The sequence below is a fragment of the Candidatus Ishikawaella capsulata Mpkobe genome, from assembly GCF_000828515.1.
In the GTDB taxonomy this organism is placed as follows: Bacteria; Pseudomonadota; Gammaproteobacteria; order Enterobacterales; family Enterobacteriaceae; genus Ishikawella; species Ishikawella capsulata.
On the sequence record NZ_AP010872.1, the window covers coordinates 261,289 to 286,608 of the forward strand.

Sequence of the window (25,320 nt, forward strand, 5' to 3'; positions counted from 1 at the left end):
TTGATAAAAAAGTAACTTTCGTCATAAGTTACTTAACTAATTAATCCTTTCCCTTTATTTATTAGAATCAAAGATTGCATATATAAAAATATTATAGAAAAACTAATAATAAGTATAGTTACCTGTAAAGGTATATCTTTATAACCTATATATCCCCATCTAAAGCCATTTATTATATAAATAATTGGATTAAATTTAGAAACAAATTGCCAAAAATGAGATAAGGACTTTATAGGATAAAATATACCACCCAAATAAATCATTGGAGTTAATACAAAAGTAGGAATAATACTAATATCATCAAAATTACGTGCTAATATTCCATTTAATAGACCAGCTAAAGAAAAAAGAATAGCAGTTAATACTATTGTAACAATTGATATAGACAAATTATATATTTGATAAGAAGAAATGGCCAACCCAACTAATGAAACTAAAGCGCCTATCAATATACCCCGTAATACTCCACCACCGACATAACCAATAATAATCATATTAGTAGATACAGGAGAAACCAATAATTCCTCAATGCTACGTTGAAATTTAGAACTAAAAAAAGATGAAGCTACATTAGAATAAGAATTAGTAATTACACATAGCATGATTAATCCTGGTAAAATAAATTGCATATATGAATATCCATTTATATCTCCTATGCGCCGTCCCATTATATTACCAAATATAAAAAAATATAATATAATAGTGATTATGGGAGGTAAAATAGTTTGTATCCAAATACGCATAAATCTATTTATTTCTTTATACAAAATACTTCTTAAAGCAATCCAATACCAACACATCATAATAATTTTTCTCTCTTTTGTACTAAGCTGACAAAAAATTCTTCTAATCTACTAGATTTATTACGCATGCTCAACACTTCTACTCCCTGCATACTTAAATATTTAAATAAACGATTTAAGCCTTGTTCACGTGTTACTTCTACTTCTATCGTAGTAGAATCAATTAAGCGATATCTAAACCCTGGAAGATATGGCATTGGTATTTTTTTTGTAAAATCCAGTATAAAAGTTTCAGACTGGAGTTGCTTAAGCAAGGATTTTATTGATGTATTTTTTATTATCTGTCCATCTCTCATTATTCCAATATGGCGACACAGCATTTCTGCTTCTTCTATATAATGCGTGGTAAGAATAATGGTAGTTCCTTTTTTATTTAGTGCTTTTAAAAATGTCCACATAGAACGACGTAGTTCAACATCTACACCAGCAGTAGGTTCATCTAAGATTAGTAATTTAGGATGATGTATAAGAGCTCGAGCAATCATTAAACGTCTTTTCATTCCACCTGATAACAAACGAGATTGCTCATGTCGTTTAGACCATAAATCCAGCTGAGATAAATATTTTTCTGCGCGATAAAATGCTGTTTTCCTTCCTATACCATAATATCCAGCCTGAGTGGTTATTACTTGTTCCACTGTTTCAAATTGACTAAAATTAAATTCCTGCGGAACCACTCCTATTTGCATTTTAACATTAAAAGTATCTAATTCTATATCAGAACCAAATATCTTGATTTTTCCAGATGTTTTCCTTATTAAGGAACTTATAATTCCGATAGTAGTTGATTTTCCCGCTCCATTCTTTCCTAATAAAGAATAAAAGTCACCTATTTCTACTTTAAGATCTACTCCTTTGAGAGCCACAATTCCATTAGAATAGATCTTGTTTAAATTATGAATTTCAACAGCATATTTCATATATTATTAAATACCACATATTAAACAATCTATTGAGATTTATATATGGTTCTCATATTATTAGACGTAATTATCAGTATGATATTTTTATTCATTTATCATCACGACTTTACCAATATAAGGTAAATAGCGATAATTTTGAGCATAATCTAATCCATAACCTACTACAAATACATCTGGAATAGAAAAACCTACAAATTTAACAGCTATATTAACTTTTCTATGTTGTGGTTTACTCAATAGAGCGCAAATAGATAATGATTTTGGCTGTCTTAAAAATAAAATTTCTCTTACTTTATTTAAAGTATTGCCTGAATCTATAATATCTTCTACAAGAAGCACATCTTTACCATAAATATTTTCGTCTAAATCTTTGAGAATTTTGACATCATGAGAAGCATACATATGATTATCGTAACTAGATGTAGTCATGAAATCGATCTCATGTTCTATCTTAATATTGCGACACAAATCCGCCATAAAGATAAAGGAACCACGCAGTAAACCGATTAATACCATCTTATTATTATTATTTTGATAATGCTCTGCAATCTCCTTGCCTAATTCAATAACACGAGCATTAAGTTTATTTCTATCAATTAAAACTTCAACGATATGTTTCACAAGTGAAATATCTCACAGTAGAATTTTTAAAATAAAATTAATTTTTTAACTTGATCATGTATATATAAAGATATACGAAACTTTATCCAGATACATACTATCTGATTATAAATTATGTTAGTTTTAATTAAAAATATTAATTATTATATTTATAAGTAATATATAATCTTATTATGTGTAATTTATGATAGAATACTAATTCTATTAAATAGAAAAATCATTTTTGATATAAAATACATATCCATGTCAAATTTATTTTTAAGCTTAATATTTACATGAAGGTGATGTATTTTAATATCAATGAGTTAAGAGTTATATTGCGTTAGATTGAAACTTTAGTTACAAAATAATCTAGATATTATCAGATTATAAGAAACAAAAGTACATGATATGTTTCCTAGAGAAGAACTAAATAAATTAATATATGAAATATATTATAATAAATAAGTGATCTAACTTTTATTTATCAAAATACTCTTATTAGAATAAATAGTAAATTTGCTGATCAAGATACTAAAAAATAACAAAAAAGAATCATTTTTGCTCAATTAAGTTCTATTAAGGAAATAACTGTAATTACTAGTTAATTACCACAAATAAATAATAACAATGATGATAAAAGAAAATTTCTAGTTAAATCAAAAATTTTTATAATTTCTAAAATAATTTAGAAAATTAAATTTAATTAGTGATTTATATAATATATTTTTGATTATAGAAGAAATAATATTATTACTGAAGTATATTAATTATGATAGAGTAAATATCAGTGTGGAGCATCTCTAATGTATATTTTATGGAGAATGATTTATAATGTTTATATTTACATGGTTAACATTGTTAATGCAATAGCAAAATTTATAATTAATAAAAAAATAACTATTTTAATAGTTATTTTTATTGTATCCTTTTGGATACCCATAGAAAACCATAGCCAGGATTCGCTTATAATTACTACTAAACCAAGAGCATTAGAACTAAATATAAACGGCCCTATTGTGGATGAAGATCCTTATGACATCCGCATATACCAGCAAAAAGTCTATCCTTCCTTTAATATGAACTCTATGTATACAATAGCTAATATAATTAATAAGGCAAAGTCTGATTCAACAATTAGTTGTATTCTAATGAATCTACATAATTTTACAGGCGCTGATCAAACTTGTTTAGAATATGTTGGCAAATATCTCAAAGATTTTAGCAGTTGTAAACCTATTTATGTATATTCATGTAATTATGATCAAGAAAGATATTATCTGGCTAGTTATGCTACACAAATTAACTTAGAAAGGTTCTCAGAGATTGATCTACATGGATTAACAGAATCTCATATTTATTTCAATCGTCTACTGAGAATATTTAGATTAGTTCCTTATATCTTTCGAGTAGGGATTTATAAATCTGCTACAGAACCTTTTACCCGCGATAATATGTCTAAAGAGGATAAAATTGCCTCTTTATCTGTGATTCAGCAACGTTGGAACAGATTTATAGAGACTATTGCAAATAATAGACATACTTCGGTGCAAGATATCTTTCCTACGAACATAAGAAATAAGTTGAATGAATTAAAAATGCTCGGAGATTCATCACAATATGCACTTAATCATCATATGGTAGATAATATTTGTTCTGAATATGAATTCAAGGAAAATTTAAAATCTATAGTTGGTATGGATGAATCAAATCAACATTTGAACATTATCAATATGTTTGATTATATTACACCGGAAAATGTATCAGTAGAAGATAATAATACTAATATTGATATTATATCAATTAATTTTCTAATTAATAGAGGAGCTAAATTAGATAATATTTGTCATAAAATGAACGAACTTATATCGAAAAAAAATATTAAGGTTGTCATTCTTTGTATGAATAGTCCAGGAGGTGACTTTTTTAGTTCACTAAAAATTAGAGAATTAGTAATTTTATTGAAAAAATCAGGAAAAAAAATAGTAGTATCCATGGGAAACGCAGCTACTTCCGGAGCTTATCTGATTGCTAGTGCTGCAGATTATATTATAGCAAATCCTATTTCAATGACTGGATCAATAGGTGCTTTTAATATAATAAATAATTTTTCAAAAATTCTTAATTTTTTAGGTATACATAGAGATGGAGTTTCTATTTCACCATTACATAGCATTGCACCTGAAGAACCATTAACTCCAGAACAAAAAGAAATGCTAGAAATTATTCTGGAAAATAATTATAAGCATTTTGTACAAATGATAGCTGAATCACGTAATAAAACATTTGATCAAATTAATAATATTGCTCAAGGACGTATATGGACTGGAAAAGATGCAATGGATAATGGTTTAATCGATTCTTTAGGAGATTTGGATGATGCTATTGCAAAAGCAATAGAATTAGGAAATATAACAGATTCGCACGTAGCATGGTGTGTAAATTATAATACTTCAAATATTTTCCAACCCAGAAGAGTAGTATATGATAATAGTGGTGAGTCTAATGATTTTGCTAGGTCGTTATTGGATACTTTTAAATCGATAAGTAATTCATTGAATTTGGTGTCTAATAGTGATTAGAAAACTACTTATTATTCTATTCATTCAAATTTGATGAAATATTTAGGAAAAGTTTAATTGACATCCATGATAGCATATGATGCTATATAAAAAATATGTTTATTACGAATGAAATGTTTTGATGAATTAATGTTCAGTATATATAAAACAATGAGCAAACTCTTTATATTTTTACGTATAATCTTTGTATCAATTTAAACAAAAGTGGTGTTAATATGACTATTAAAGTAGGTATAAATGGTTTCGGAAGGATTGGCAGAGTTATTTTAAGAGCTGCTCAACAGCGTTCTGACATTGAAATTATAGCAATTAATGATTTACTAGATGTAGCATATATAGCTTATATGCTAAAGTATGACTCTACTCACGGTTGTTTTGATGGTTCTATTGAATTAATAAATAATTCTTTAATTGTTAATGGAAAAAAAATAAGAGTTACTTCACACAAAGATCCTGTTAATTCACAATGGAATGACGTAGATGTTGATATTGTTATAGAAGCAACCGGTCTATTTTTAACCGATGAAGCCGCACGTAAACATATTATAGCTGGAGCACGTAAAGTTATAATGACAGGACCGCCTAAAGATAATACTCCGATGTTTGTATGTGGAGTAAATTTAAATAAATATCAAGGACAAGATATTATTTCTAATGCTTCATGTACTACTAATTGTCTTGCACCATTAGCGAAAATAATTAACGATGAATTCGAGATCATTGAAGGACTAATGACCACTATTCATGCTATTACAGCAACTCAGAAAACAGTAGATAGTGCATCGGCTAAAGATTGGCGGGGAGGTCGTGGAGCTTTTCAAAATATCATTCCTTCGTCTACAGGGGCGGCTCAGGCAGTGAGTAAAGTATTGCCAGAATTACATAATAAATTGACAGGCATGGCTTTTCGAGTACCTACACCTAATGTTTCTGTTGTGGACTTTACTGTAAGATTAGCGAAATCAGTAAATTATTCAGAAATTTGTAAAGTAATAAAAAAAGCAGCTAAAAGCAGTATGAAGGACATCGTTAAGTATATTGAAGACCCAGTAGTTTCTAATGATATTAATGGCGAAAGATGTACATGTGTATTTGATGCAAAAGCAGGTATTATGCTCAATAAGAATTTTGTAAAATTAATAGCCTGGTATGATAATGAAACTGGTTATTCACATAAAGTATTAGATTTAGTATCCTTCATCGCATCTAAAAAAAGTGAATATTAAAATAAATAGACAAATGAGAGATTCTAAAAATTCTCTCGTTTGTCCAAAATAAATTTATATTTTATGGGTAATTTAAGTAGATATTTTGCTTATCTTTCTAAGAATGATCTTTTCAAGAGACTTTTTGATATAATAGTATCCATTATTGATGGATTAATAAGTCAAAAAATAATGAGATAGGATAGATGCCAAATTTTTCAATAGAAATTAAGGGTAATCATTTTAAACTATCCGTAGTTCATGCATACGACTCTGAACCAGAAATACTTCGTCAAGCTTTACAAAAAAAGATAGAACAAGCTCCAGAATATTTAAAAAATGCACCAGTTGTTATAAACGTATCTAGATTGGGTAATGAGGCTAATTGGTATAAATTACAACAAGCAATTTTATCAACAGGATTGCGTATTATAGGAGTTAGTGGTTGTAAAAATAATAATATAAAAAGAATGGTCATCAAATCAGGTGTACCTTTACTATATGAAGATAATATTATCAAAAAAAAACGACAATCTATAGTTAATATATTATCACAGAAAAATTTTTTTAAAAAAACTCTCATTGTAAATGATCCTATCAGATCCGGACAACAAGTATACGCACGTTCTTCTGATTTAATTATTGTTAATAATGTTAGTACAGGTGCTGAAATAATAGCCGATGGTAATATCCATATTTATGGAATGATGCGAGGCAGAGTTTTAGCTGGAGCTAATGGTGATAAAGAATCACAAATTTTTTGTACTCGTTTTGCAGCAGAATTAGTATCTATTGCAGGAGAATATTTGATTCTGGAGCAAATTTCATCAAACTTTATTAGTAAAGCTGTAAGTTTTCAGTTAAAAGAAGGAGTTATTTCTATTAAAATGCTGCTGTAGCATTATTGTTTTTGCTTTTATAAAGGAAATAAACTTGTGACACGTATTATTGTAGTTACTTCCGGAAAAGGTGGAGTAGGTAAGACCACCTCAAGTGCATCTATTGCTACGGGATTAGCTAGAAAAGGTAAAAAAACTGTTGTAATTGATTTTGATATTGGTTTACGAAATCTTGATTTAATTATGGGTTGTGAACGTCGCGTAGTATACGATTTTATAAATGTTATTCAAAATAATGCAACCATAAACCAGGCATTAATTAAAGATAAACGCAGTGAACAATTATATATACTACCAGCATCTCAAACACGTGATAAGGATCATTTAACCGTAAAAGGGGTAGAAAAAGTTTTAAACTCTTTAAAAGCAATGGATTTTGAGTTTATTATATGTGATTCTCCAGCTGGTATTGAAACTGGAGCCCTTATGGCTTTATATTTTGCAGATGAAGCAATTATTACGACTAATCCTGAGGTGTCTTCTGTAAGAGATTCTGATCGTATTATTGGTATTATTTCTTCTAAATCTCGTCGAGCTGAAAATAAAGATGATCCAGTAAAAGAACACTTACTAATAACTCGTTATAATCCTAATAGGGTTAATCTAGGTGATATGATGAGTATAGAAGATGTGTTGAACATTCTGTGTATTCCTTTAATTGGAGTGATTCCAGAAGATAATGCTATATTAGCTTCTTCTAATCAAGGTGAACCTGTTATTTGGGATGTAACATCGCAAGCATCTCAAGCTTATTCTGATACTATAGATCGCTTACTTGGTCAAACATGTCCCCTAAGATTTATTGAAGAAGAGAAGATAAGTTTTTTAAAACGCTTATTTAGAGGATAGAATATAATGATAATAAATTTCCTTTCATCGCGAAAAAAAAATACCGCGGAAACAGCAAAAAAAAGACTTCAATTTATTTTAATAGAAACGAAAAAGAATAATTCTAATCCTCCATATATTCCAGAACTTAAAAGGGATATATTAGAAGTAATATGTAAGTATATAAACATTAAACCAGATATGATTAGTATTCACATAAATAAAACAGACAAAAATATAGATACTGTAAAGATGAATATAGTATTATCTAAATTTTAAATTGTTAATTAATATAGACAGTGTAAGAAAAGACTACTATAGAAACCGATTAGCTTTCTTGTGTCAAGACTTAAGACTTAACTAATATTAAATAAACTTTTTGCTTAAATACACAGATTTCACTTCTTCTGGAGAAAGTATTTTACCTGATTGCCATTTTTGATATGCCAAAAAAAGCATATATTTGGCATTTAAATGTTCTATTTTACTAAATCGAATATTACAAGTATTGCAGATACAGAGTAAAGATGGATAAATTTTCCAAGCATTACCTACAGCAGTCCATTTTCCATCTAATTTCTTAATACGTTCTAAAGCATCCTTGTAAGATATAACAATTTCAGATGTTTTACTTTGCCAAAATCCTTGGTTATCACGAGTATATTCAGCCCAATAAATTGTATTTCTGCTTGCATCAATTGCACTCAATACATGTGTTGCACCTAAACATTGCCATGCTGCTTCAGCAATAGTTTTCATACTAGAAATACTGATAAGTGGTACAGATGATCCTAAAGCTAATCCTTGGGCTATACACGTACTGATACGTATACCTGTAAAAGAACCTGGACCACAGTTAAAAGCAATAGCATTAAGCTGAGACAACATTAGATTATGAGATTCTAATAATTGTTTTACCATGGGTAGAATATGCTGAGAATGATTACGCGGTGTAATTTCAATAAGAGAATCAATATTATTATTATTCATTAATGCAACTGAACAGGTTTCAGTTACTGTAGTTAAAGCTAAAATACTAACTGACATTCAAATTCCTAAAAATATTTGGCTACAGCTAAAATACTATTTTAGTAATATATTATTTATAAGTAATATTCCCATATATAATATGAATCTATATCATTGAAATATTATTTATTATATATAATAATATTCTATTATTCAAAGTGTTTTATTTTTATAATATATGATACTAAAAAAATTAATTTTAGATTATTCTCCAGAGTCATGGATGAAATATTTTTCCGCTATATCGCATCTACCTTGGGCCATACTTCTCTCTTCAGGTCAAGCAGATCATGATGATAATCGTTTTGATATTATTACTGCTGATCCTGTGATTACATTAACTACATGTAGAAAAAAAACTACTATAATAAAAAATAATAAAATATATTCAAGTTTTGACGATCCATTAGTTATTTTACAACAGCAGTTATGTCACTTCAATTGTTCTCTAGAAAATCATCCAGATTTACCATTCATAGGAGGAGCAATGGGTTTATTTGGTTATGATTTAGGCCGTCATTTTGAAAAATTACCATCTCACTCACAAGCAGATCTTCAAACTCCTGATATGACAATAGGTATTTACAATTGGTCAGTTATTATTGATCATCATTTACAAAAAGTAACACTAGTTTCCCTAGAGAATCCCTATTCTAGATATACCTGGCTAATTCAATATAGAAATATTAAAATCCCTGTATTTAAATTAACTTCACCATGGAATACAAATATTGATTTTAAACAATACAGTGATAAATTTAATAAAATTAAAGAATTTATTACCTTTGGTGATTGTTATCAAGTAAACTTAGGACAAAGATTTCATGCTAATTACTGTGGTGACGAATGGCAGGCATTTTGTGAACTGAATGTCACTAATAAAGCTCCTTTTAGTGCTTTTTTACGTCTTCCTTATAGTTGTCTTCTCAGTTTTTCTCCGGAACGTTTTATTAAACTAAATGATAAGATCATAACAACTAGTCCAATTAAAGGTACCTTACCACGTCTCTATGATCCTGTGTCTGATCAATTACAAATTCAAAAATTATCGAGTTCATTAAAAGAACGCGCTGAAAATTTGATGATTGTTGATTTATTACGTAATGATCTTGGAAGCATTGCAAAACCAGGATCTGTTTGTGTTACAAAACTTTTTGAAGTGAAAAGTTTTCCTGCTGTACATCATCTCGTTAGTACTGTACAAGCTTATCTGGATAATGGCAATGCCACAGATTTACTTCGTGCTTGTTTCCCTGGGGGTTCTATTACAGGTGTACCTAAAATAAGAGCTATGGAAATTATTGAAGAACTGGAACCTCATTGTCGTAATGCATGGTGTGGAAGTATTGGATATATTAGTCTTTGTGGTCAGATGGATACAAATATCAATATTCGCTCTATTATTGCAGAAAAACAAAAAATGTATTGTTCTGCTGGTGGAGGTATAGTAGCTGATAGTGATTTAGAAAAAGAATATAAAGAAACCCTAGATAAAATAAAAAATATTATGCTTATTTTAAATAGTTTTTAATAAATCAATATAATTGCAGGAGATATTTTATCTCCTGTATGAGCAGGTCTTCACTTTTTTAATGTATTTACCATCAATTAAAGCTTTTATCCTATTGTTTATTGATGGATGTGTGCTAAATAAACCAGGAAAGAATTTAATTCTTTTTCCATTGATACAAAAAATCTGTATATTATCTGGTTCTTTCGGTGGATAACTTAATTTTAATTTCTTCAATGCTGCTATCATTTTTTCAGTACCAACGATAGAAGCAGATCCTGCATCCGCATAGTATTCACGATAACGTGAAAATTTATTGATAATTAGAGTAGACACTACCCCAAACAAAATATATTTTAAATACTTTGAACATAGATTATGCACCATACTACGATGATGTGCTATAGTTTCAGAAGTACCCGATACACAATTGCTACTAATCTGGGCCAAAATATTAGCTATAACCCCCACATATGCATTTATAATACCTTGAATTAACGTCATAGTTACCATATCTCCATTAAAGATATGACTCATTTCATGAGCTAATACAGCTTCTACCTCAGATTCCTCTAGATTTTTTAACAAACCAGTTGATACTCCAATTACAGCAGAGTTTTTACGACATCCCGCCGCAAAAGCATTTACATTATTAGCTTTATATACCAATATCTCAGGCATAGGTAGATGTAATCTTTTTCTTTGTCGTTGTATTGTCTCAACTAAAAAACGCTCTTGTTTATCTTTAGGTTCTTTTATATTTATAGGTACACCCTGTACAGACTTTAATACCATTTCCTTAGACATCCTGAGTGTAGTAATCACACTTCCCAATCCGACTAGTCCAGAGCTTATTACAATTTTATAAATAGTCTGAAATTGTATTCCAGCTATATAAAGAAAAATTCCAAAAACTAACATCACAGAAAGGTTAGTAAGTGCAAAAAGAATAATGCGTCGTAACATATGAGTTTATATTCCTATATTAGCTTTTATGAGAAAATATAAATATCTATATATATTGTGTAATATATCTTATCTTAAAAGATATTTATTAGTTTAATGAGTAGTATACTTGATGAATATCTAATATAATAGGGTATATTATCAGCTAAAAAATATTTATAGATCATTTATTAATGTTATTTATAAAACTAAATATTTAGTAACTATGATCATAGTTATATTAGAAGAATGCTATGCTTTAATACTATGTTTGAATACTTTTATTATACTAGCATATATAATATATATGCTTGATATTATATTAATATCATATGATAGCAATATAATTTATTAGTAAATAGGTTATTTAGAATTATTCCAAAAACGCCCATCACGAGAAATCATTTGCATTGATCCTATTGGACCACAACTTCCTGCAGGATAAGTCTCTAAGGTAACGATATCCCAAGCATTAATAATGGAATCTACCCAACTCCAAGCAGCATCTACTTCATCACGACGAACAAACAATGCTTGAATCCCCCTCATACTTTCAAGTAATAAACGTTCGTAAGCATCTACTAAATGTGATTGCTGAAAAGTTTCTGAATAACTTAGATCTAATTTAGTTAATTGTAACTTGTGCTTATGATTTAGTCCTGGAATTTTATTTAAAATTTCAATGTCTACCCCTTCATCTGGTTGTAAACGAATAGTTAATTTATTGGCAGGTAATGTTTTATAAGAATCTTTAAACAAATTCATTGCGGGATTTTTGAAATAAACTACTACTTCAGAACACTTAGTATGAAGACGTTTACCGGAACGTAAATAAAATGGAACTCCTGCCCAACGCCAGTTATCGATATCTACACGAATAGCAACAAACGTTTCTGTTTTACTATTTTGTGTAGCTCCATCTTCTTCTAAATAACCTAAAACCATTTTATTTTGTATCAATCCTCTTGTATATTGACCTCTAACAGTTTTTTGACGTATATTATTTTTATCAATACGTCTTAGTGATTGTAAGATTTTTACTTTTTCATCGCGAATACTATCGGCACTTAAATTAGATGGTGGTGACATAGCTATTATAGTTAGTATTTGTAATAAGTGGTTTTGAATCATATCTCTCATTTGACCTACTTGATTAAAATATCCCCATCTTCCTTCTATGCCAACTTGTTCAGCAACAGTAATTTGTACATGATCAATACTGCGATTATCCCAGTTATTAATAAAAATAGAATTAGCAAAACGCAATGCCAATAAATTTAATACTGTTTCTTTGGCTAAATAATGATCTATGCGAAATACTTGATTTTCTTCAAAAAATTCACCTACTTTTTTATTAATTTCTTGAGAAGTGTCTAGTGATATCCCTAAAGGTTTTTCCATAACCACTCGTGTAGGTTGATTATTTAATTTTGCTATTCCTAGACCTTTGCAAATATCACCAAAAGTATTAGGTGGCATAGCAAAATAATTAACAGTCACTCTAACTCTTTGATTGAGTAATTCACCTAATTTAAAAAACTGAGATATATGATTGATATCAAGATTACAAAAGTACAAACGATTCTTAAGTTTCATCCATAGTGATTCTTCTATTATTTCTCCCATAAAATCTTCTAAAGCTTTATACACCAATTTAGCATAACCAGTTCTATCTAGTTCAGCACGACCCACTCCAATAATGCGTGTTTGATCATGAATATGACCAGCTTTTTCTAATTGATATAATGAAGGTAAAAGTTTTCTTCGTGCTAAATCTCCCTTAGCCCCAAAAATTACAAGATCACATGGTTGATATTTTTTTATTACCACTATTTATTTCTCCATATTACATTATTCATATTTTCTGTTTAAAGAAAAATCTGTTTGCAGATGACAAATAAGGTATTTTAATATATATACTATTATTAATAGTATATATTAATGAACATTATCTATGAATGATGTAAATAGGTATATCAAGATATTATGTTGATAACATCAAATAAATTATTTATATCAACAAGAAATTTAAGTTTCAATAAGATTGAAAAAATCATTTCAATATTGCTTTCATTAATTTCAACTATTATATCTAATATTTAATTATATAGCAAATTTTTTACATGATATAAATATTTCTGTTTGTTTTTTTTAATGCCTCATATTATTGAGCAACTAAAATAGTTAAATTTTGATATATTAATAAATCAAACACTCATAATACAAATACAGTATAATATAATATTATGTATCACCTAATTTTCCTATTATATGAATTTGTTTAACGAGTTGACGCTATCTTATAGTTTTTAAATGCATATAATATGTAACATAATTATTATGTTGTTGAATGGTAATATCATTATCTACAGCTATTCTTTACTACTATCTAATATTACTTTATCATCACTAAAGCTATCACAAGAACATCCATAGCATAGATATATGCATTGATGAGCATATATTTTGTATTATTAAAATGAACTGCACTAAATATGAATATACTTAAGTAAGGTAAAATAACTCCTGAATGGTAATTTTATACTGAAAGTATGATAATACTAATTATTTGTTCAAACAACTTATATATTGATTAGATAAATTTGAAAGGAATATAAAATAACTTTTTTTTGTTAAATCTATACCCATTAATGGATCAAGCCCTCCTTTCTGCATATTGGTTCTACATGAAATGTGTATTTATTATAACAGTAATAAATTGTGGTTAGGTAAAAATACAAATAACTTTATTCTCATTCTTATATTATGAAACAGGTGTTTTATACTTGGTTGGATACTAGGATTTATACTTAAAAATTCCAAATTGAACAAATGATAATATTTTTAAAATAGCTATAAGCATCATGAAAAATAAAATAACCTTTATTTCTTACAGTAGTTAAATTATTTAAAAGATTTTTTCTAATTGTATTGCAGATAAATTAAGATTATTATCGAGTGTGTTCTTGCTTTGTAACATTATATTAAGCAATTTTTTCATGAATCATGATTGCTATTTATGCAGATAACTATAAATACATATTATATGTATTGTAGCACATATTATGTTGATCAATATATTTAGTATTTTGAATTATCATTGTTGTATTTTTTATAGTTAATTAGTTCCATTTTTTTGAATAAGGTAATGTTCTAGTAAGTGTAATCATAACATGTTCCATTTCTGGACATACCCAGATTACCAAATCTGCATCTTTGATATCCTTTAAATATAAAAAATATAGGCTATAGTGATTTTCAAAAGCGCCATCTAATAAATTTCTACTGGTAAAACATGAGCAATAGCCCAAACTTAGTGTTTTTTATAAAAGTAATTATAGAAGCAGAAGAAAATGTAGCAAATATATTCTATATTACTAGATAAATTTTTATATAATATATATTTATAACATATTAACTTATGTATTCGTATTTTATTAAATATAATTTTTTATATTAAAAATGTTTCTGTTAAATTTGAAAAACTAACACTTTCAAATATCAATTTGTCTCTTTTTCCTTTCCAGGAAAGATATTGACACTGTTAGGTCTAAACGCTGCGGGAAAATCCACACTTACGAGTAATTTTAGGATTAATAAATACCATATAAAGAACTGTTTAGCAAAAAAAATAAGTATGGTTTATGTCACAAAAAAGTTACATGTTAACTCAATATTATCTATAATATGTAAAAAGTTTATTATTTTATAATGTGGAATAATATCTTATTTAAAATTGGCTATTTTACAACAGGTGGAAGTAAGTCATTTATGGCACTCTCTACGAAAACTATCTGGAGAGAAATTCAATGCATATTGTTAGCTCGTGTTTTATTAAAAACCCTCGATTGTTAGTTCTTGATGAACATCATCAAGGAATAGATATTAATAATCAAATTTTGTTTTCTGATTTTATAGATCAATTATGTCAGGAGTGAAATTGTAGAGTATTATTCATTTCATATTATCTTTATTTAGTGATAGCAAAAACTGATTATATACTATGTTTGAATAAATATATCTGTTGCTGTAGTTATCTCAACATCCCGCATTTGTAGTTATGTTTGGTAATTTTTTTGCAAAACAGTTAGCTATTTATATTCATAATAATGATTATTAAACTCAAAATATATTTTGCTGATTAATTTTAATATAAGATTAAATAATGGCAGCATTATTACCGAGTTGGTTGTGTAGTATATTATTAACATTAGCTACTAGTTCCCTTGGTTCTTTTATTATTTGGAGACGCATCTCCTGGAGATACTTAGCTCATGCTTCATTATTAAGAGTTTACTTAGGATTATTTTTCATATAAATACTTTTTATACCATTATTGCAGTGATGATTTTTCTATCATTCGAATAATTTGCTTACAAAACCGTTTATATTTAGCAATGGATAAATTATCCGGTATAATAGCACATTAGTAATTTTTCATTGAGATTAGTAATAATTATTTTAATTTTTAGAATGCGTATGGATTTAATAAACTACTTATTCTGAGACATATTAGCTATAGTTCCACCAGATATTTTATTTATTGCTACTAAACTAGTATTGATAGTTATTATTTGCTGTCAATGAAAAAAGTTACTTTCAATGACCATAAATTCTGATTTAACTCAAATAAATGGAATGAATATTCAAAATATGCAAATTATTTTAGTGTGACTGTGTTAACAATTGGTTTTACTATGAAATTTATGGAAGCCCTAATTGCATTCCTAAGGTTACAGCTTATATTTTTGCACGATCTTATGAGCAAATAGCAAGATTAGCGATTTTATTTTGTATAATAGCTATTATTAATACAGGTATTGCTCTATCTGTAGATTATAATACACCTAATAGTCCTTTAGTTTTTCTAGTTCTGCTTTTATAGTTTTTGTCTAAGTATTATAACACTTAATTATGTTAAATAAAATTGCTCATATAAGAAAAAGCAGATTGTGTAGCAATCCGTCCACGAGATGTACGTTGAATAAATCCTTTTTGTATTAGATACGGCTCAATAACATCTTCTATTATTTCTTTTGCCTCTCCTATGGTAACAGCTAAATTGTCTAAACCTACAGGACCTCCAGTAAAATTATTAATAATCGCTCCTAACAATTTTCGATCCATATGATTAAAACCTTTACTATCTACATTCAATGTTTCTAGTGCTTGTGTTACGATATCATTACTCATATTTCCTTGTGCATATACTTCCGCAAAATCCTTCACTCGTCGTAGTAGACGATTAGCTATACGTGGAGTACCACGAGAACGTTGGGCTATCTCCATTGCACTTAAATCACTAATTTTTACCCCTAAATTAATTGCACTGCGAATAACAATATCTTTAAGATCAATATCACTATAAAAATCAATATGTTGAATAATACCAAAACGATCCCTAAAAGGTGTAATTAATGAGCCTGCTCTAGTAGTAGCACCTATGAGGGTAAAAGGTGGTAATTTTATTTTAATAGAACGAGCGGCAGGACCTTCACCAATAATAATATCTAGTTGATAATCTTCCATAGCAGGATACAGTAACTCCTTAAGTATAGGTGAAAGACGATGTATTTCATCTATGAAAAGAATATCATATGGTTCAATGTTAGTTAGTATAGCAGCTAAATCTCCTGGTTTATATAACACAGGTCCAGAAGTTACACGAAAATTCACCTTCATTTCATTAGCAACCACATTTGCTAATGTAGTTTTTCCTAATCCAGGTGGTCCAAAAATTAACAGATGATCTAGTGCTTCACCTCTCATTTTGGCTGCTTTAATAAAAATTTCCATTTGTTTTATTAAATGGGGTTGACCAATATATTCTTTAAGGTATTTAGGTCTTCTAATAAAAGAAATATTTTCTTCTTTATTAAGATTATTAGGATTAATAAAACAATCCTTTTTTTTCATTTTTAACCTCATATATTTTTTTTAAAGCGGCACAAATCAAAGTTTTACAGTCCATATTAGGATTATGTACTTTGGTAATTATAAAATGAGCTTCCTTTGGCTTGTAACCTAAAGCTATCAGAGCTTTAATAGCATCATCTGCAATTGCTTTTTTTTCTAGAATAGAAGTAGATAAATTATCACTTTTTTTCTTAAATAAATCTCTCATTTCTATGAGAATTCTTTCAGCTATTTTTTTTCCTATACCTGGAATCTTCTCTAGCAAAGATACTTTTCTTTCTTCAATAACATTAATAAATTGTTGTGGTGATATATTAGAAAGTATAATAAGTGCTAGTTTGCATCCCACACCATTAATTTTTATTAAATTACGAAATAACGTACGTTTTGCTATTGTTTGAAAACCAAAAATACATATTAAATCTTCTCTTATAATAAAATGAGTAAAAATAAGTGTTTCTTGATTTAGATCAGGTAGATCATTAAAACAAGTAATTGGCATATTTATTTCATACCCTATACCATTAACTTCAAGCAATACCCAAGGAGCCTTTTTTTCTATAATATTACCGCGTAAAAAACTTATCATTCTTTAATTATTTTCCTGCTAATGATAATAATATCTTAGTATAAATGAGATCTACGTAATAATTAAAATATTTTATTTTTAATTAATTTATCTTTTGACCATATGATATTAACAAATATTAATTTTATAAGATATAATTAATGAAATTAAAAAGGAAAAATGCAAGATCTTTTGAAGGTATACGCCCTACAGGACTTGAACCTGTGACCTACAGCTTAGAAGGCTGTTGCTCTATCCAACTGAGCTAAGAGCGCATAAATAATATAAATTATACATATAGCTTAACATGAGTCAATGTGTATATGTAACAATTAACATTCTCTTAATGAAAAAAATATTTTTAGTTTAATGCTAAAATAAATTTTATTTAAGTAGAATAGATATGTTCTAAAAATACAGTGGATTTGATATTTAATGTTAGCAAAAATCATCAGTGGTAAACACCTCGCTCAACAAATACTTTTTACCGTTAAAGAAAAATCAATGCAAAGGATGGCTAATGGAAAACGCCGGCCGGGGTTAGCAGTGATTTTAGTCGGAAATGATATAGCATCAAAGATTTACGTTAATAGTAAACGTAATGCATGTATAGCAGTAAATTTCTTATCGCGTTTTTATCATTTTCCAAATGATGTAATAGAAAAAGACTTGATAAATCTAATTTATGAGTTAAATGAAGATGAAAAAATAGATGGTATACTTGTACAATTACCTCTGCCACTAGAAATAAATAAAAATAGAATATTAGATTCTATTCTTCCCCATAAAGATGTTGATGGTTTCCATCCATATAATATTGGATGTCTTTGTCAACGAAGGCCCCAATTAAGACCCTGCACACCATTAGGTGTGATTAAGCTTTTAGAAAACTATAATATTGATACTCATGGGATTAATGCTGTTATAGTTGGAGCTTCTAATCTTGTAGGGAGACCGATGAGTTTAGAACTTTTGTTGGCAGGTTGTACTACAACAGTAACACATCGTTTTACTAAAGATTTACGTAGCCATATTGAAAATGCCGACTTACTAGTGGTGGCTGTCGGTAAACCAAATTTTATTCCTGGCAATTGGATTAAAGTTGGAGCAATAGTTATTGATATAGGGATTAATCGTACTGAACATGGGAAGTTAGTGGGAGATATTGATTTTTTAGAAGCATCCAAAAGAGCCTCATATATTACTCCGGTACCCGGAGGAGTAGGACCCATGACTGTTGCTATGTTAATTCAGAATACATTATTAGCTTGTGAAGTTTATCATGATAAAGAAAGCTAATACCTAGATATTTTGCAATATATGCTTGAGATATAATATTGATATTTTGCTGACTATAAAGCATTTATTAGATCAAGATGTAAAAATAATATTGTATTATAATATTATGCGATATTCATTTTATTTACTTCTCCATATAGTACCTTTAATGTTATCACTTACGTCAATTCCAATTTCATTTAATTTATTACGTATCATATCTGCCATTACCCAATCTTTTTTCTCACGAGCAGAAGCACGCATCTTTACTAATTCTTCAATTTGTGATTTTTGATCTATTTTTTTAAAAAAATCAGAATTTTGTTTTTGAAACAAACCTAATATTTTACCTAATTCATATAATTTTGAAACTAGAGAACTTGCTTCTTCTGCATGATTTTTCTTAAGGCGATTTATCTCATGAGCGATATCAAAAAGTACAGATAATGCTTCTGGGGTATTAAAATCATCATCCATAGCTCGACGAAACCGTTTGTCAAAAATCGTATTATTTAAATTTGATACTAAAGATATATTGGTTTGATGCAATGCAGAATAAAGACGTTTTAAGGATAAGTGTGCTTGAATTAAACTATTTTTATTATAGTTTATTGGACTACGATAATGACTTGATATCAAAAAGTAACGTATAGTTTCTGCGTCATACTGTAATAATAGTTCTCTAATAGTAAAATAATTACCATTAGATTTAGACATTTTTTTATCGTTTATGGTTATCAGTCCAGAATGAACCCAATAATTTACATAAGATATATCATATATACAACTAGATTGAGCTATTTCATTTTCATGATGTGGAAATATTAAATCCATTCCTCCTCCATGAATGTCAATTTTTTTTCCTAATTTTTTCTCTGTCATTGCAGAACACTCAATATGCCATCCAGGTCGTCCTTTACCCCAAGGTGATAACCAGTTTGGAGTATCTATTCCAGATACTTTCCATAATACAAAATCCATAGGACACTTTTTTGTGTTAGATATTTCTGTAAGTATTTTACTTCGCAAGTTTGCGAGATTCTGATGAGATAATAGTCCATAATACTTGTTACTACTGATAGAAAACATTACATCACCATTTTCTGCTATATATGCATGTTTAAGTTTTATTAACTTATCTATGAATGTAATAATTTCATCTATATGTTGTGTAACGCGTGGTTCACTATGAGGAAGCTGAATATTTAGAGCATCAAAATCTTTATGCATTTCAATAATCATACGATTAGTTAATGAGTCAATACTTTCTCCATTTTGATGAGCACGTTTAATGATTTTATCATCTATATCAGTTATATTACGTACATATTTAAGATTGTAACCCAAATAACAAAGATAACGTGCAATTACATCAAACGCTACAAAAGTACGTCCATGACCAATATGGCAAAAATCATAAACTGTAACTCCACATACATACATATTAATATTGTTATTATAAATAGGTTTAAATATTTCTTTTTTTCTACTCAAAGTATTAAAGATTTTTAACATTTAATGATCCTGTTTAGAGCGAGTAAATAATTAATTTCATCCTATGTTTCTTGTATAATATTCATTAAAAATTTTCATTTTAAAATTTTCTTTTTTTATTTTTATAACAAAACAAAATAATCTCCATCCTAGTATCAGTATTTGGAGAAATATCTATTTCCTGATAATAAGATATTAAAAATAAAATGTCTCTTTATTAGAGAAACCTTTAATTAAATTTGTTTTTATGAATTTATTATTGCTAGTATAAACTAAATTATATTTGTAACTAGTTCATCTGCACATAAAATTAAAAAGTCTTTAGATAATAATAATTTAACTTTAAGAAAAATATTCTCACTTAATTGAAAAAAAAGAAGTGATTTTACAAAAAAATTAATAAATTTATCTAGTAAATATTATTATTATGTAAGTTTAAAAGAAATTTAAAATATGTTAAATTATGAAATGTATTCATTTATAGGTAATTAATGATAGATAGTAATGATTATAGTAAATATCATGATTAATGAATATCAAGCACATCTCACTAGATAACATTTAGCCCCAATGATTTTAAGAAAAACTGGTCAATATAAATTGATAGTTAACAACATTTAAAAAAAATTGTTATTTATTGTATAATTGAATATTAATGATATTAAGCTTATTTAAAATTAGATATTTGTATATTTTTATTTGATAACAACATCTTATTTCAACACTTACTGTGAATAGTAAGTACAATTGACACATGTTATTAAAAATAATAACATATAAAATATTCTCTATAATTTAATAGTCAGTATTTATTAGTAGTAAATTTACTGTATCTATCAGATTTTGTAAATTTTTTAAAAAAATAAAGATGTATTGAATTATATAATATTTCATTATAATTATATGATTCTATCTAATATTCAATAATACTGAATATTTCAAATAAACCAACTATTAAATATCCCAACTTATTTAGAATATTTTATATTCATTCCTAAAACTATTGTTGCTATTCATTTATATAAATTATCTAACAATTAAAATATACACATAAAGTATATATAAAATTATATCCATGATATAGATATATTATATAAGGAGCTTGATGTGAATCATGTTATAAATCTTTCGAAGTGTATAAAATATTTTATAGGATTATTTGCAATAGTAAATCCTATTGGAGTTATACCTATATTTGTTAGTTTAACTAATAAATATGAACTAAAAGAAAGGAATAAAATTAATATTATCACAAATTTTGCGGTAGCTATAATACTTTTTATTTCCCTATTTATAGGAAATAGTATTTTAGAAGTTTTTGGTATTTCAATAGACTCATTTCGCATTGCAGGTGGCATTTTAATCATTATGCTAGCTGTATCTATGATTACTGGCAAAATAGGAGACAGGCAAGAAGATAATAATTCAAATACAAATAATATAGCTATTGTACCTTTAGCTTTACCTTTAATGGCTGGACCAGGTGCTATAAGCTTAACTATAGTCTGGAGCTCTCGTTATCATAGTTGGCAAAATTTATTGGGTTTCAGTTTAACTATTGCAGTTTTTTCTATTTGCTGTTGCTTACTATTTAAAATAGGACACTTTATGGTGACTTTCTTGGGGAAAAATGGTATTAATATTATCACTCGTATTATAGGATTAGTTCTTATGTCGTTAGGCATTGAATCTATTATCACTAGTATAAAATCATTATTTCCTTGTTTAATTCACTAAACATGTTTGACATGTACCTATACCATTTATGAAGTATTTATATACTAATTAATTTAGTATATATTCACTAGTATTTACAATAAAGGACCAAAAAAATAAAAGAATTGTTCTATTATATATTTCCACCATCTTCTTTTATACCAAAGATGAATATCTAATTGTTGTGAACAAGAAATATAATCTTGTTGTATTTTAGCAAGTTGCTTACTAAAAACAGTATTATCTATTACTAAAGCTATTTCTAAATTTATCCACAAACTACGCATATCAATATTTATTGTTCCTAGTATACTTAATTGCTCGTCTACAATAATAGTTTTTGTATGTAGAAAACCTTTTTCATATTGATATATTTTTACACCTGCTTCTAACAGTTCACTAAAAAATACTCTACTCGCCCATTTAACAAAAATAGAATCATTATACAAAGGTAGAATAATAATAACATTCACCCCTCTCATAGCAGCAGCACATATAGCATATATAATATCATTGCTAGGTATAAAATATGGAGTAGTAATAACTAATTGTTTACGAGCAGAATAAATTATTGTAAGTAATGATTGATGAATCATATCTTCAGGAAAATTTAGTCCAGATCCAATTAATTGTATTATAAGCTCCTTTTCGCACGAGGCAATTACCATATTATTACCTAATGATGGAGCTAAAATACGTTTTCCAGTTTCTATTTCCCAATCACATGAATACACAAAACTCATCAAAGTAGATATAGGCCCTTCTATGCGCACCATTATGTCTACCCATTGACCAATGCCAATATTGTGTTTAAATAATTTGGGATCTACTAAATTCATACTACCAGTATAAGCTATGTAATTATCAACTAGAATCATTTTTCTATGTTGACGTAAATCTATGCGTCTAAAAAAAAAACTCCGTATACTAAGTTTTAATACCTCAACTACTTCAATACCAGCTTGTCGCATGATAACAGGCCAACAACTCCTAAAAAAAGATATGCTACCTACAGAATCAAGCATAATACGGCAATATATTCCTCTCTGTGATGCTGCTATTAAAGATTTTGCTATTTCATCTACTCGACCCCCAGGTTTCCAAATATAAAATATCATTTCAATATTATGATTGGCGTGCTGAATATCTTGTATAATAGATTGTATTATATCTGTAAAATTATTTATAATTTGTATTTTATTCCCTATTATTCCATTAATGCCTTGTCTGTTTTCACACAGTTTAAATAATGGAGATGCTATATCGCTGTAATTGTTACTGAAAATGTGAGGATAACATTTAATATCAGTTATCCATTGATTAATATATGGATACATTTTGCGAGCACGTTTTGTGCGTTTTTTTCCAAAATATGATTGACTAAAAGCGAAATAAGCAACTATTCCTAGTATTGGGATCATATATATAAAAAGTAACCATAATATTATGAATATAATATAACGTGTTTTTTTTAAGATCTTTAATGCTGTTTTACTAACAAATAGCCAATAAATTAATAATAATAATCCACTAAAGATCTTATAAAAAATATTCATTTCATGCCTAAACAATTTGATTGTTATATTAATTCTACATCAACTTATATCATTTAAATAAACAGATCATAATATCTGTTTAACTATTGATTAACTATATATTCTATAGATATAGAATCTATTCATTCAGCTAATCATTAGATAAAATTACATGTAATATAAGTGTTGGATATAACATATATAGATTATATATCTATAAAAGATCTTTTAAAAAAGAAAAATTCTGGATATATCAGATGTTATAAATTTAATTTGTAACATCTTAAATGAAGATTTTGTATTTATATCAATTTTTACAATTATAATTGATCATGATTAATGAGGGAAATGTGAAATTCGAATTGAAAGCTACTGATGGATATGCTAGGTGTGGACAGATAATTATTAATAGAGGTATCATAGATACTCCTGCTTTTGCCCCAGTGGGTACATACGGCACTGTAAAAAGTATTACTTCTGAAGAGATAATAAAAAGTGGAGCCCAATTTATTCTGGCAAATGCTTTTCATCTTTGGCTTCGTCCAGGAGAAAAGATCATACAGACACATGGTAATCTTCATAACTTCATGAATTGGCAAAAACCTATTTTAACTGATTCAGGTGGTTTTCAGGTGTTTAGTTTGAGTAAAATACGAAAAGTAACTAAACAAGGGGTATATTTTCGAAACCCAATAAATGGTAATCCTATTTTTTTGACTCCGGAAAAGTCAATAGATATTCAACATACTCTAGGTTCGGATATTGTCATGATTTTCGATGAATGTATATCTTATCCCGCCGAATGGGATTATGCTAAATTTTCTGTTGAAATGTCACTTTGTTGGGCTGAGCGATGTTACGAAAGATTCTACTCGTTAGAAAATACTAATGCACTATTTGGAATTATTCAGGGAGGTATATACAAAGATTTGCGAGATATATCGATAAAAGGTTTAATGAATTTAGGATTTGATGGTTATGCTATAGGTGGTCTTGCAGTTGGTGAGACAAAACAAGAATTATATGAAATTTTAAAACATGTATGTGGACAAATTCCTTTCAATCAACCACGTTACTTAATGGGGGTTGGTAAACCGGAAGATATAGTTGAAAGTGTTCGTTTAGGTATTGACTTGTTTGACTGTGTATTGCCAACACGTAATGCTCGCAATGGTCATTTATTTGTAAGTAACGGAATCATTAAAATACGAAACTCTAAATATAAATATGATACTTCACCATTAGATGAAGAATGTGATTGCTATACTTGTAGTAATTATAGTAAATCCTATTTACATCATCTTGATAAATGTAATGAAATATTAGGGGCACGTCTAAATATCCTTCATAATTTAAGATACTACCAAAGATTAATGGATAATTTACGTGAAATGATAAGTAATCATCAACTAGAAATATTTGTTAATGAATTTTATCAAAAAATAGGAAAAGTAGCTCCTTCCTTATTAATAAGAGAACGAACATGATA

22 protein-coding genes and 1 tRNA gene are annotated in these 25,320 nt (G+C 27.9%); 12 read left to right on the plus strand and 11 right to left on the minus strand.

Annotated elements, in window-relative coordinates; translation table 11 throughout:
* Positions 1 to 32: 32 nt before the first annotated feature.
* The 3 genes from ICMP_RS01075 to hpt form a co-directional block, all read right to left on the minus strand.
* Positions 33 to 803 carry an ABC transporter permease gene (locus ICMP_RS01075; RefSeq protein ID WP_041068991.1) on the minus strand — a complete coding sequence of 257 codons (771 nt, stop codon included), beginning with the start codon at positions 801 to 803 and terminating at the stop codon, positions 33 to 35.
* A complete protein-coding gene (locus ICMP_RS01080; protein ID WP_041068993.1) occupies positions 800 to 1,723 on the minus strand; it encodes an ABC transporter ATP-binding protein in 924 nt (307 codons plus the stop codon). The genes ICMP_RS01075 and ICMP_RS01080 overlap by 4 nt, the downstream gene beginning before the upstream one ends.
* An 87-nt stretch (positions 1,724 to 1,810) precedes the next feature.
* Positions 1,811 to 2,347, minus strand: coding sequence for a hypoxanthine phosphoribosyltransferase (gene hpt / locus ICMP_RS01085; protein WP_041068996.1), 537 nt, complete (start codon positions 2,345 to 2,347; stop codon positions 1,811 to 1,813).
* A 785-nt stretch (positions 2,348 to 3,132) separates the two neighbouring features.
* Here hpt and sppA point away from each other — a divergent pair.
* From sppA to minE, 5 genes are all read left to right on the plus strand, one after another.
* Positions 3,133 to 4,908 (plus strand): signal peptide peptidase SppA, encoded by a 1,776-nt coding sequence (sppA, locus tag ICMP_RS01090; protein WP_041068999.1) that lies wholly within the window; start codon positions 3,133 to 3,135, stop codon positions 4,906 to 4,908.
* Positions 4,909 to 5,123: 215 nt separating this feature from the next.
* Positions 5,124 to 6,134: a type I glyceraldehyde-3-phosphate dehydrogenase gene (gene gap / locus ICMP_RS01095; protein ID WP_041069002.1), complete on the plus strand. Its 1,011-nt coding sequence runs from the start codon at positions 5,124 to 5,126 to the stop codon at positions 6,132 to 6,134.
* 185 nt (positions 6,135 to 6,319) lie between these two features.
* Complete coding sequence (gene minC / locus ICMP_RS01100) at positions 6,320 to 7,012, plus strand: septum site-determining protein MinC (protein ID WP_041069005.1); 693 nt, start codon at positions 6,320 to 6,322, stop codon at positions 7,010 to 7,012.
* 36 nt (positions 7,013 to 7,048) lie between these two features.
* Complete coding sequence (minD, locus tag ICMP_RS01105) at positions 7,049 to 7,861, plus strand: septum site-determining protein MinD (protein ID WP_041069008.1); 813 nt, start codon at positions 7,049 to 7,051, stop codon at positions 7,859 to 7,861.
* A gap of 6 nt (positions 7,862 to 7,867) precedes the next feature.
* Positions 7,868 to 8,119 carry a cell division topological specificity factor MinE gene (gene minE, locus ICMP_RS01110; RefSeq protein WP_052456809.1) on the plus strand — a complete coding sequence of 84 codons (252 nt, stop codon included), beginning with the start codon at positions 7,868 to 7,870 and terminating at the stop codon, positions 8,117 to 8,119.
* 87 nt (positions 8,120 to 8,206) lie between these two features.
* On the opposite strand, the gene tsaB is transcribed toward minE, so the two are convergent.
* Positions 8,207 to 8,887, minus strand: coding sequence for a tRNA (adenosine(37)-N6)-threonylcarbamoyltransferase complex dimerization subunit type 1 TsaB (tsaB, locus tag ICMP_RS01115; protein WP_041069013.1), 681 nt, complete (start codon positions 8,885 to 8,887; stop codon positions 8,207 to 8,209).
* Positions 8,888 to 9,047: 160 nt separating this feature from the next.
* On the opposite strand from tsaB, the gene pabB reads away from it, so the two are divergent.
* Complete coding sequence (gene pabB / locus ICMP_RS01120; protein WP_041069016.1) at positions 9,048 to 10,400, plus strand: aminodeoxychorismate synthase component 1; 1,353 nt, start codon at positions 9,048 to 9,050, stop codon at positions 10,398 to 10,400.
* Between the two features lie 27 nt (positions 10,401 to 10,427).
* Here the strand turns inward: pabB and htpX are convergent, their stop codons facing one another.
* Positions 10,428 to 11,345 (minus strand): protease HtpX, encoded by a 918-nt coding sequence (htpX, locus tag ICMP_RS01125; RefSeq protein ID WP_041069019.1) that lies wholly within the window; start codon positions 11,343 to 11,345, stop codon positions 10,428 to 10,430.
* A 342-nt stretch (positions 11,346 to 11,687) separates the two neighbouring features.
* Positions 11,688 to 13,157, minus strand: a complete 1,470-nt coding sequence (zwf, locus tag ICMP_RS01130) for a glucose-6-phosphate dehydrogenase (RefSeq protein WP_041069023.1) — start codon at positions 13,155 to 13,157, stop codon at positions 11,688 to 11,690.
* 1,976 nt (positions 13,158 to 15,133) lie between these two features.
* Between zwf and ICMP_RS03465 the strand changes: the two genes are divergently transcribed.
* The 3 genes from ICMP_RS03465 to ICMP_RS03490 all read left to right on the plus strand — a co-directional run bounded on the left by ICMP_RS03465 (position 15,134) and on the right by ICMP_RS03490 (position 16,209).
* Entirely contained in the window at positions 15,134 to 15,262 is a 129-nt protein-coding gene (locus ICMP_RS03465; RefSeq protein ID WP_269446735.1) for a hypothetical protein, read from the plus strand.
* 227 nt (positions 15,263 to 15,489) lie between these two features.
* A complete protein-coding gene (locus ICMP_RS03405; RefSeq protein ID WP_148310057.1) occupies positions 15,490 to 15,642 on the plus strand; it encodes a metal ABC transporter permease in 153 nt (50 codons plus the stop codon).
* A gap of 405 nt (positions 15,643 to 16,047) precedes the next feature.
* Positions 16,048 to 16,209, plus strand: a complete 162-nt coding sequence (locus tag ICMP_RS03490) for a metal ABC transporter permease (RefSeq protein WP_407078881.1) — start codon at positions 16,048 to 16,050, stop codon at positions 16,207 to 16,209.
* A 32-nt stretch (positions 16,210 to 16,241) separates the two neighbouring features.
* Here ICMP_RS03490 and ruvB read toward each other — a convergent pair whose 3' ends face one another.
* The 3 genes from ruvB to ICMP_RS01145 all read right to left on the minus strand — a co-directional run bounded on the left by ruvB (position 16,242) and on the right by ICMP_RS01145 (position 18,083).
* Positions 16,242 to 17,240 carry a Holliday junction branch migration DNA helicase RuvB gene (gene ruvB / locus ICMP_RS01135; protein WP_041069026.1) on the minus strand — a complete coding sequence of 333 codons (999 nt, stop codon included), beginning with the start codon at positions 17,238 to 17,240 and terminating at the stop codon, positions 16,242 to 16,244.
* The gene (ruvA, locus tag ICMP_RS01140) at positions 17,215 to 17,829 is read right to left on the minus strand and encodes a Holliday junction branch migration protein RuvA (protein ID WP_052456810.1); all 615 of its coding nucleotides are present in this window, start codon (positions 17,827 to 17,829) and stop codon (positions 17,215 to 17,217) included. Before ruvA ends, ruvB begins: the two co-directional genes overlap by 26 nt.
* Before the next feature lie 180 nt (positions 17,830 to 18,009).
* A tRNA-Arg gene (locus tag ICMP_RS01145) sits at positions 18,010 to 18,083 on the minus strand.
* A gap of 160 nt (positions 18,084 to 18,243) precedes the next feature.
* Here ICMP_RS01145 and folD point away from each other — a divergent pair.
* Positions 18,244 to 19,107: a bifunctional methylenetetrahydrofolate dehydrogenase/methenyltetrahydrofolate cyclohydrolase FolD gene (gene folD / locus ICMP_RS01150; protein ID WP_041069028.1), complete on the plus strand. Its 864-nt coding sequence runs from the start codon at positions 18,244 to 18,246 to the stop codon at positions 19,105 to 19,107.
* A 120-nt stretch (positions 19,108 to 19,227) separates the two neighbouring features.
* Here the strand turns inward: folD and cysS are convergent, their stop codons facing one another.
* Positions 19,228 to 20,601 (minus strand): cysteine--tRNA ligase, encoded by a 1,374-nt coding sequence (gene cysS / locus ICMP_RS01155; protein ID WP_041069031.1) that lies wholly within the window; start codon positions 20,599 to 20,601, stop codon positions 19,228 to 19,230.
* Between the two features lie 1,086 nt (positions 20,602 to 21,687).
* Between cysS and ICMP_RS01160 the strand changes: the two genes are divergently transcribed.
* Positions 21,688 to 22,317 carry a YchE family NAAT transporter gene (locus ICMP_RS01160; protein WP_041069034.1) on the plus strand — a complete coding sequence of 210 codons (630 nt, stop codon included), beginning with the start codon at positions 21,688 to 21,690 and terminating at the stop codon, positions 22,315 to 22,317.
* A gap of 74 nt (positions 22,318 to 22,391) precedes the next feature.
* Here ICMP_RS01160 and cls read toward each other — a convergent pair whose 3' ends face one another.
* Positions 22,392 to 23,852 carry a cardiolipin synthase gene (cls, locus tag ICMP_RS01165; protein ID WP_041069037.1) on the minus strand — a complete coding sequence of 487 codons (1,461 nt, stop codon included), beginning with the start codon at positions 23,850 to 23,852 and terminating at the stop codon, positions 22,392 to 22,394.
* Positions 23,853 to 24,181: 329 nt separating this feature from the next.
* On the opposite strand from cls, the gene tgt reads away from it, so the two are divergent.
* On the plus strand, positions 24,182 to 25,318 hold the full coding sequence (gene tgt, locus ICMP_RS01170; protein ID WP_041069039.1) for a tRNA guanosine(34) transglycosylase Tgt: 1,137 nt from the start codon (positions 24,182 to 24,184) through the stop codon (positions 25,316 to 25,318).
* The last annotated feature ends 2 nt before the right edge of the window (positions 25,319 to 25,320 follow it).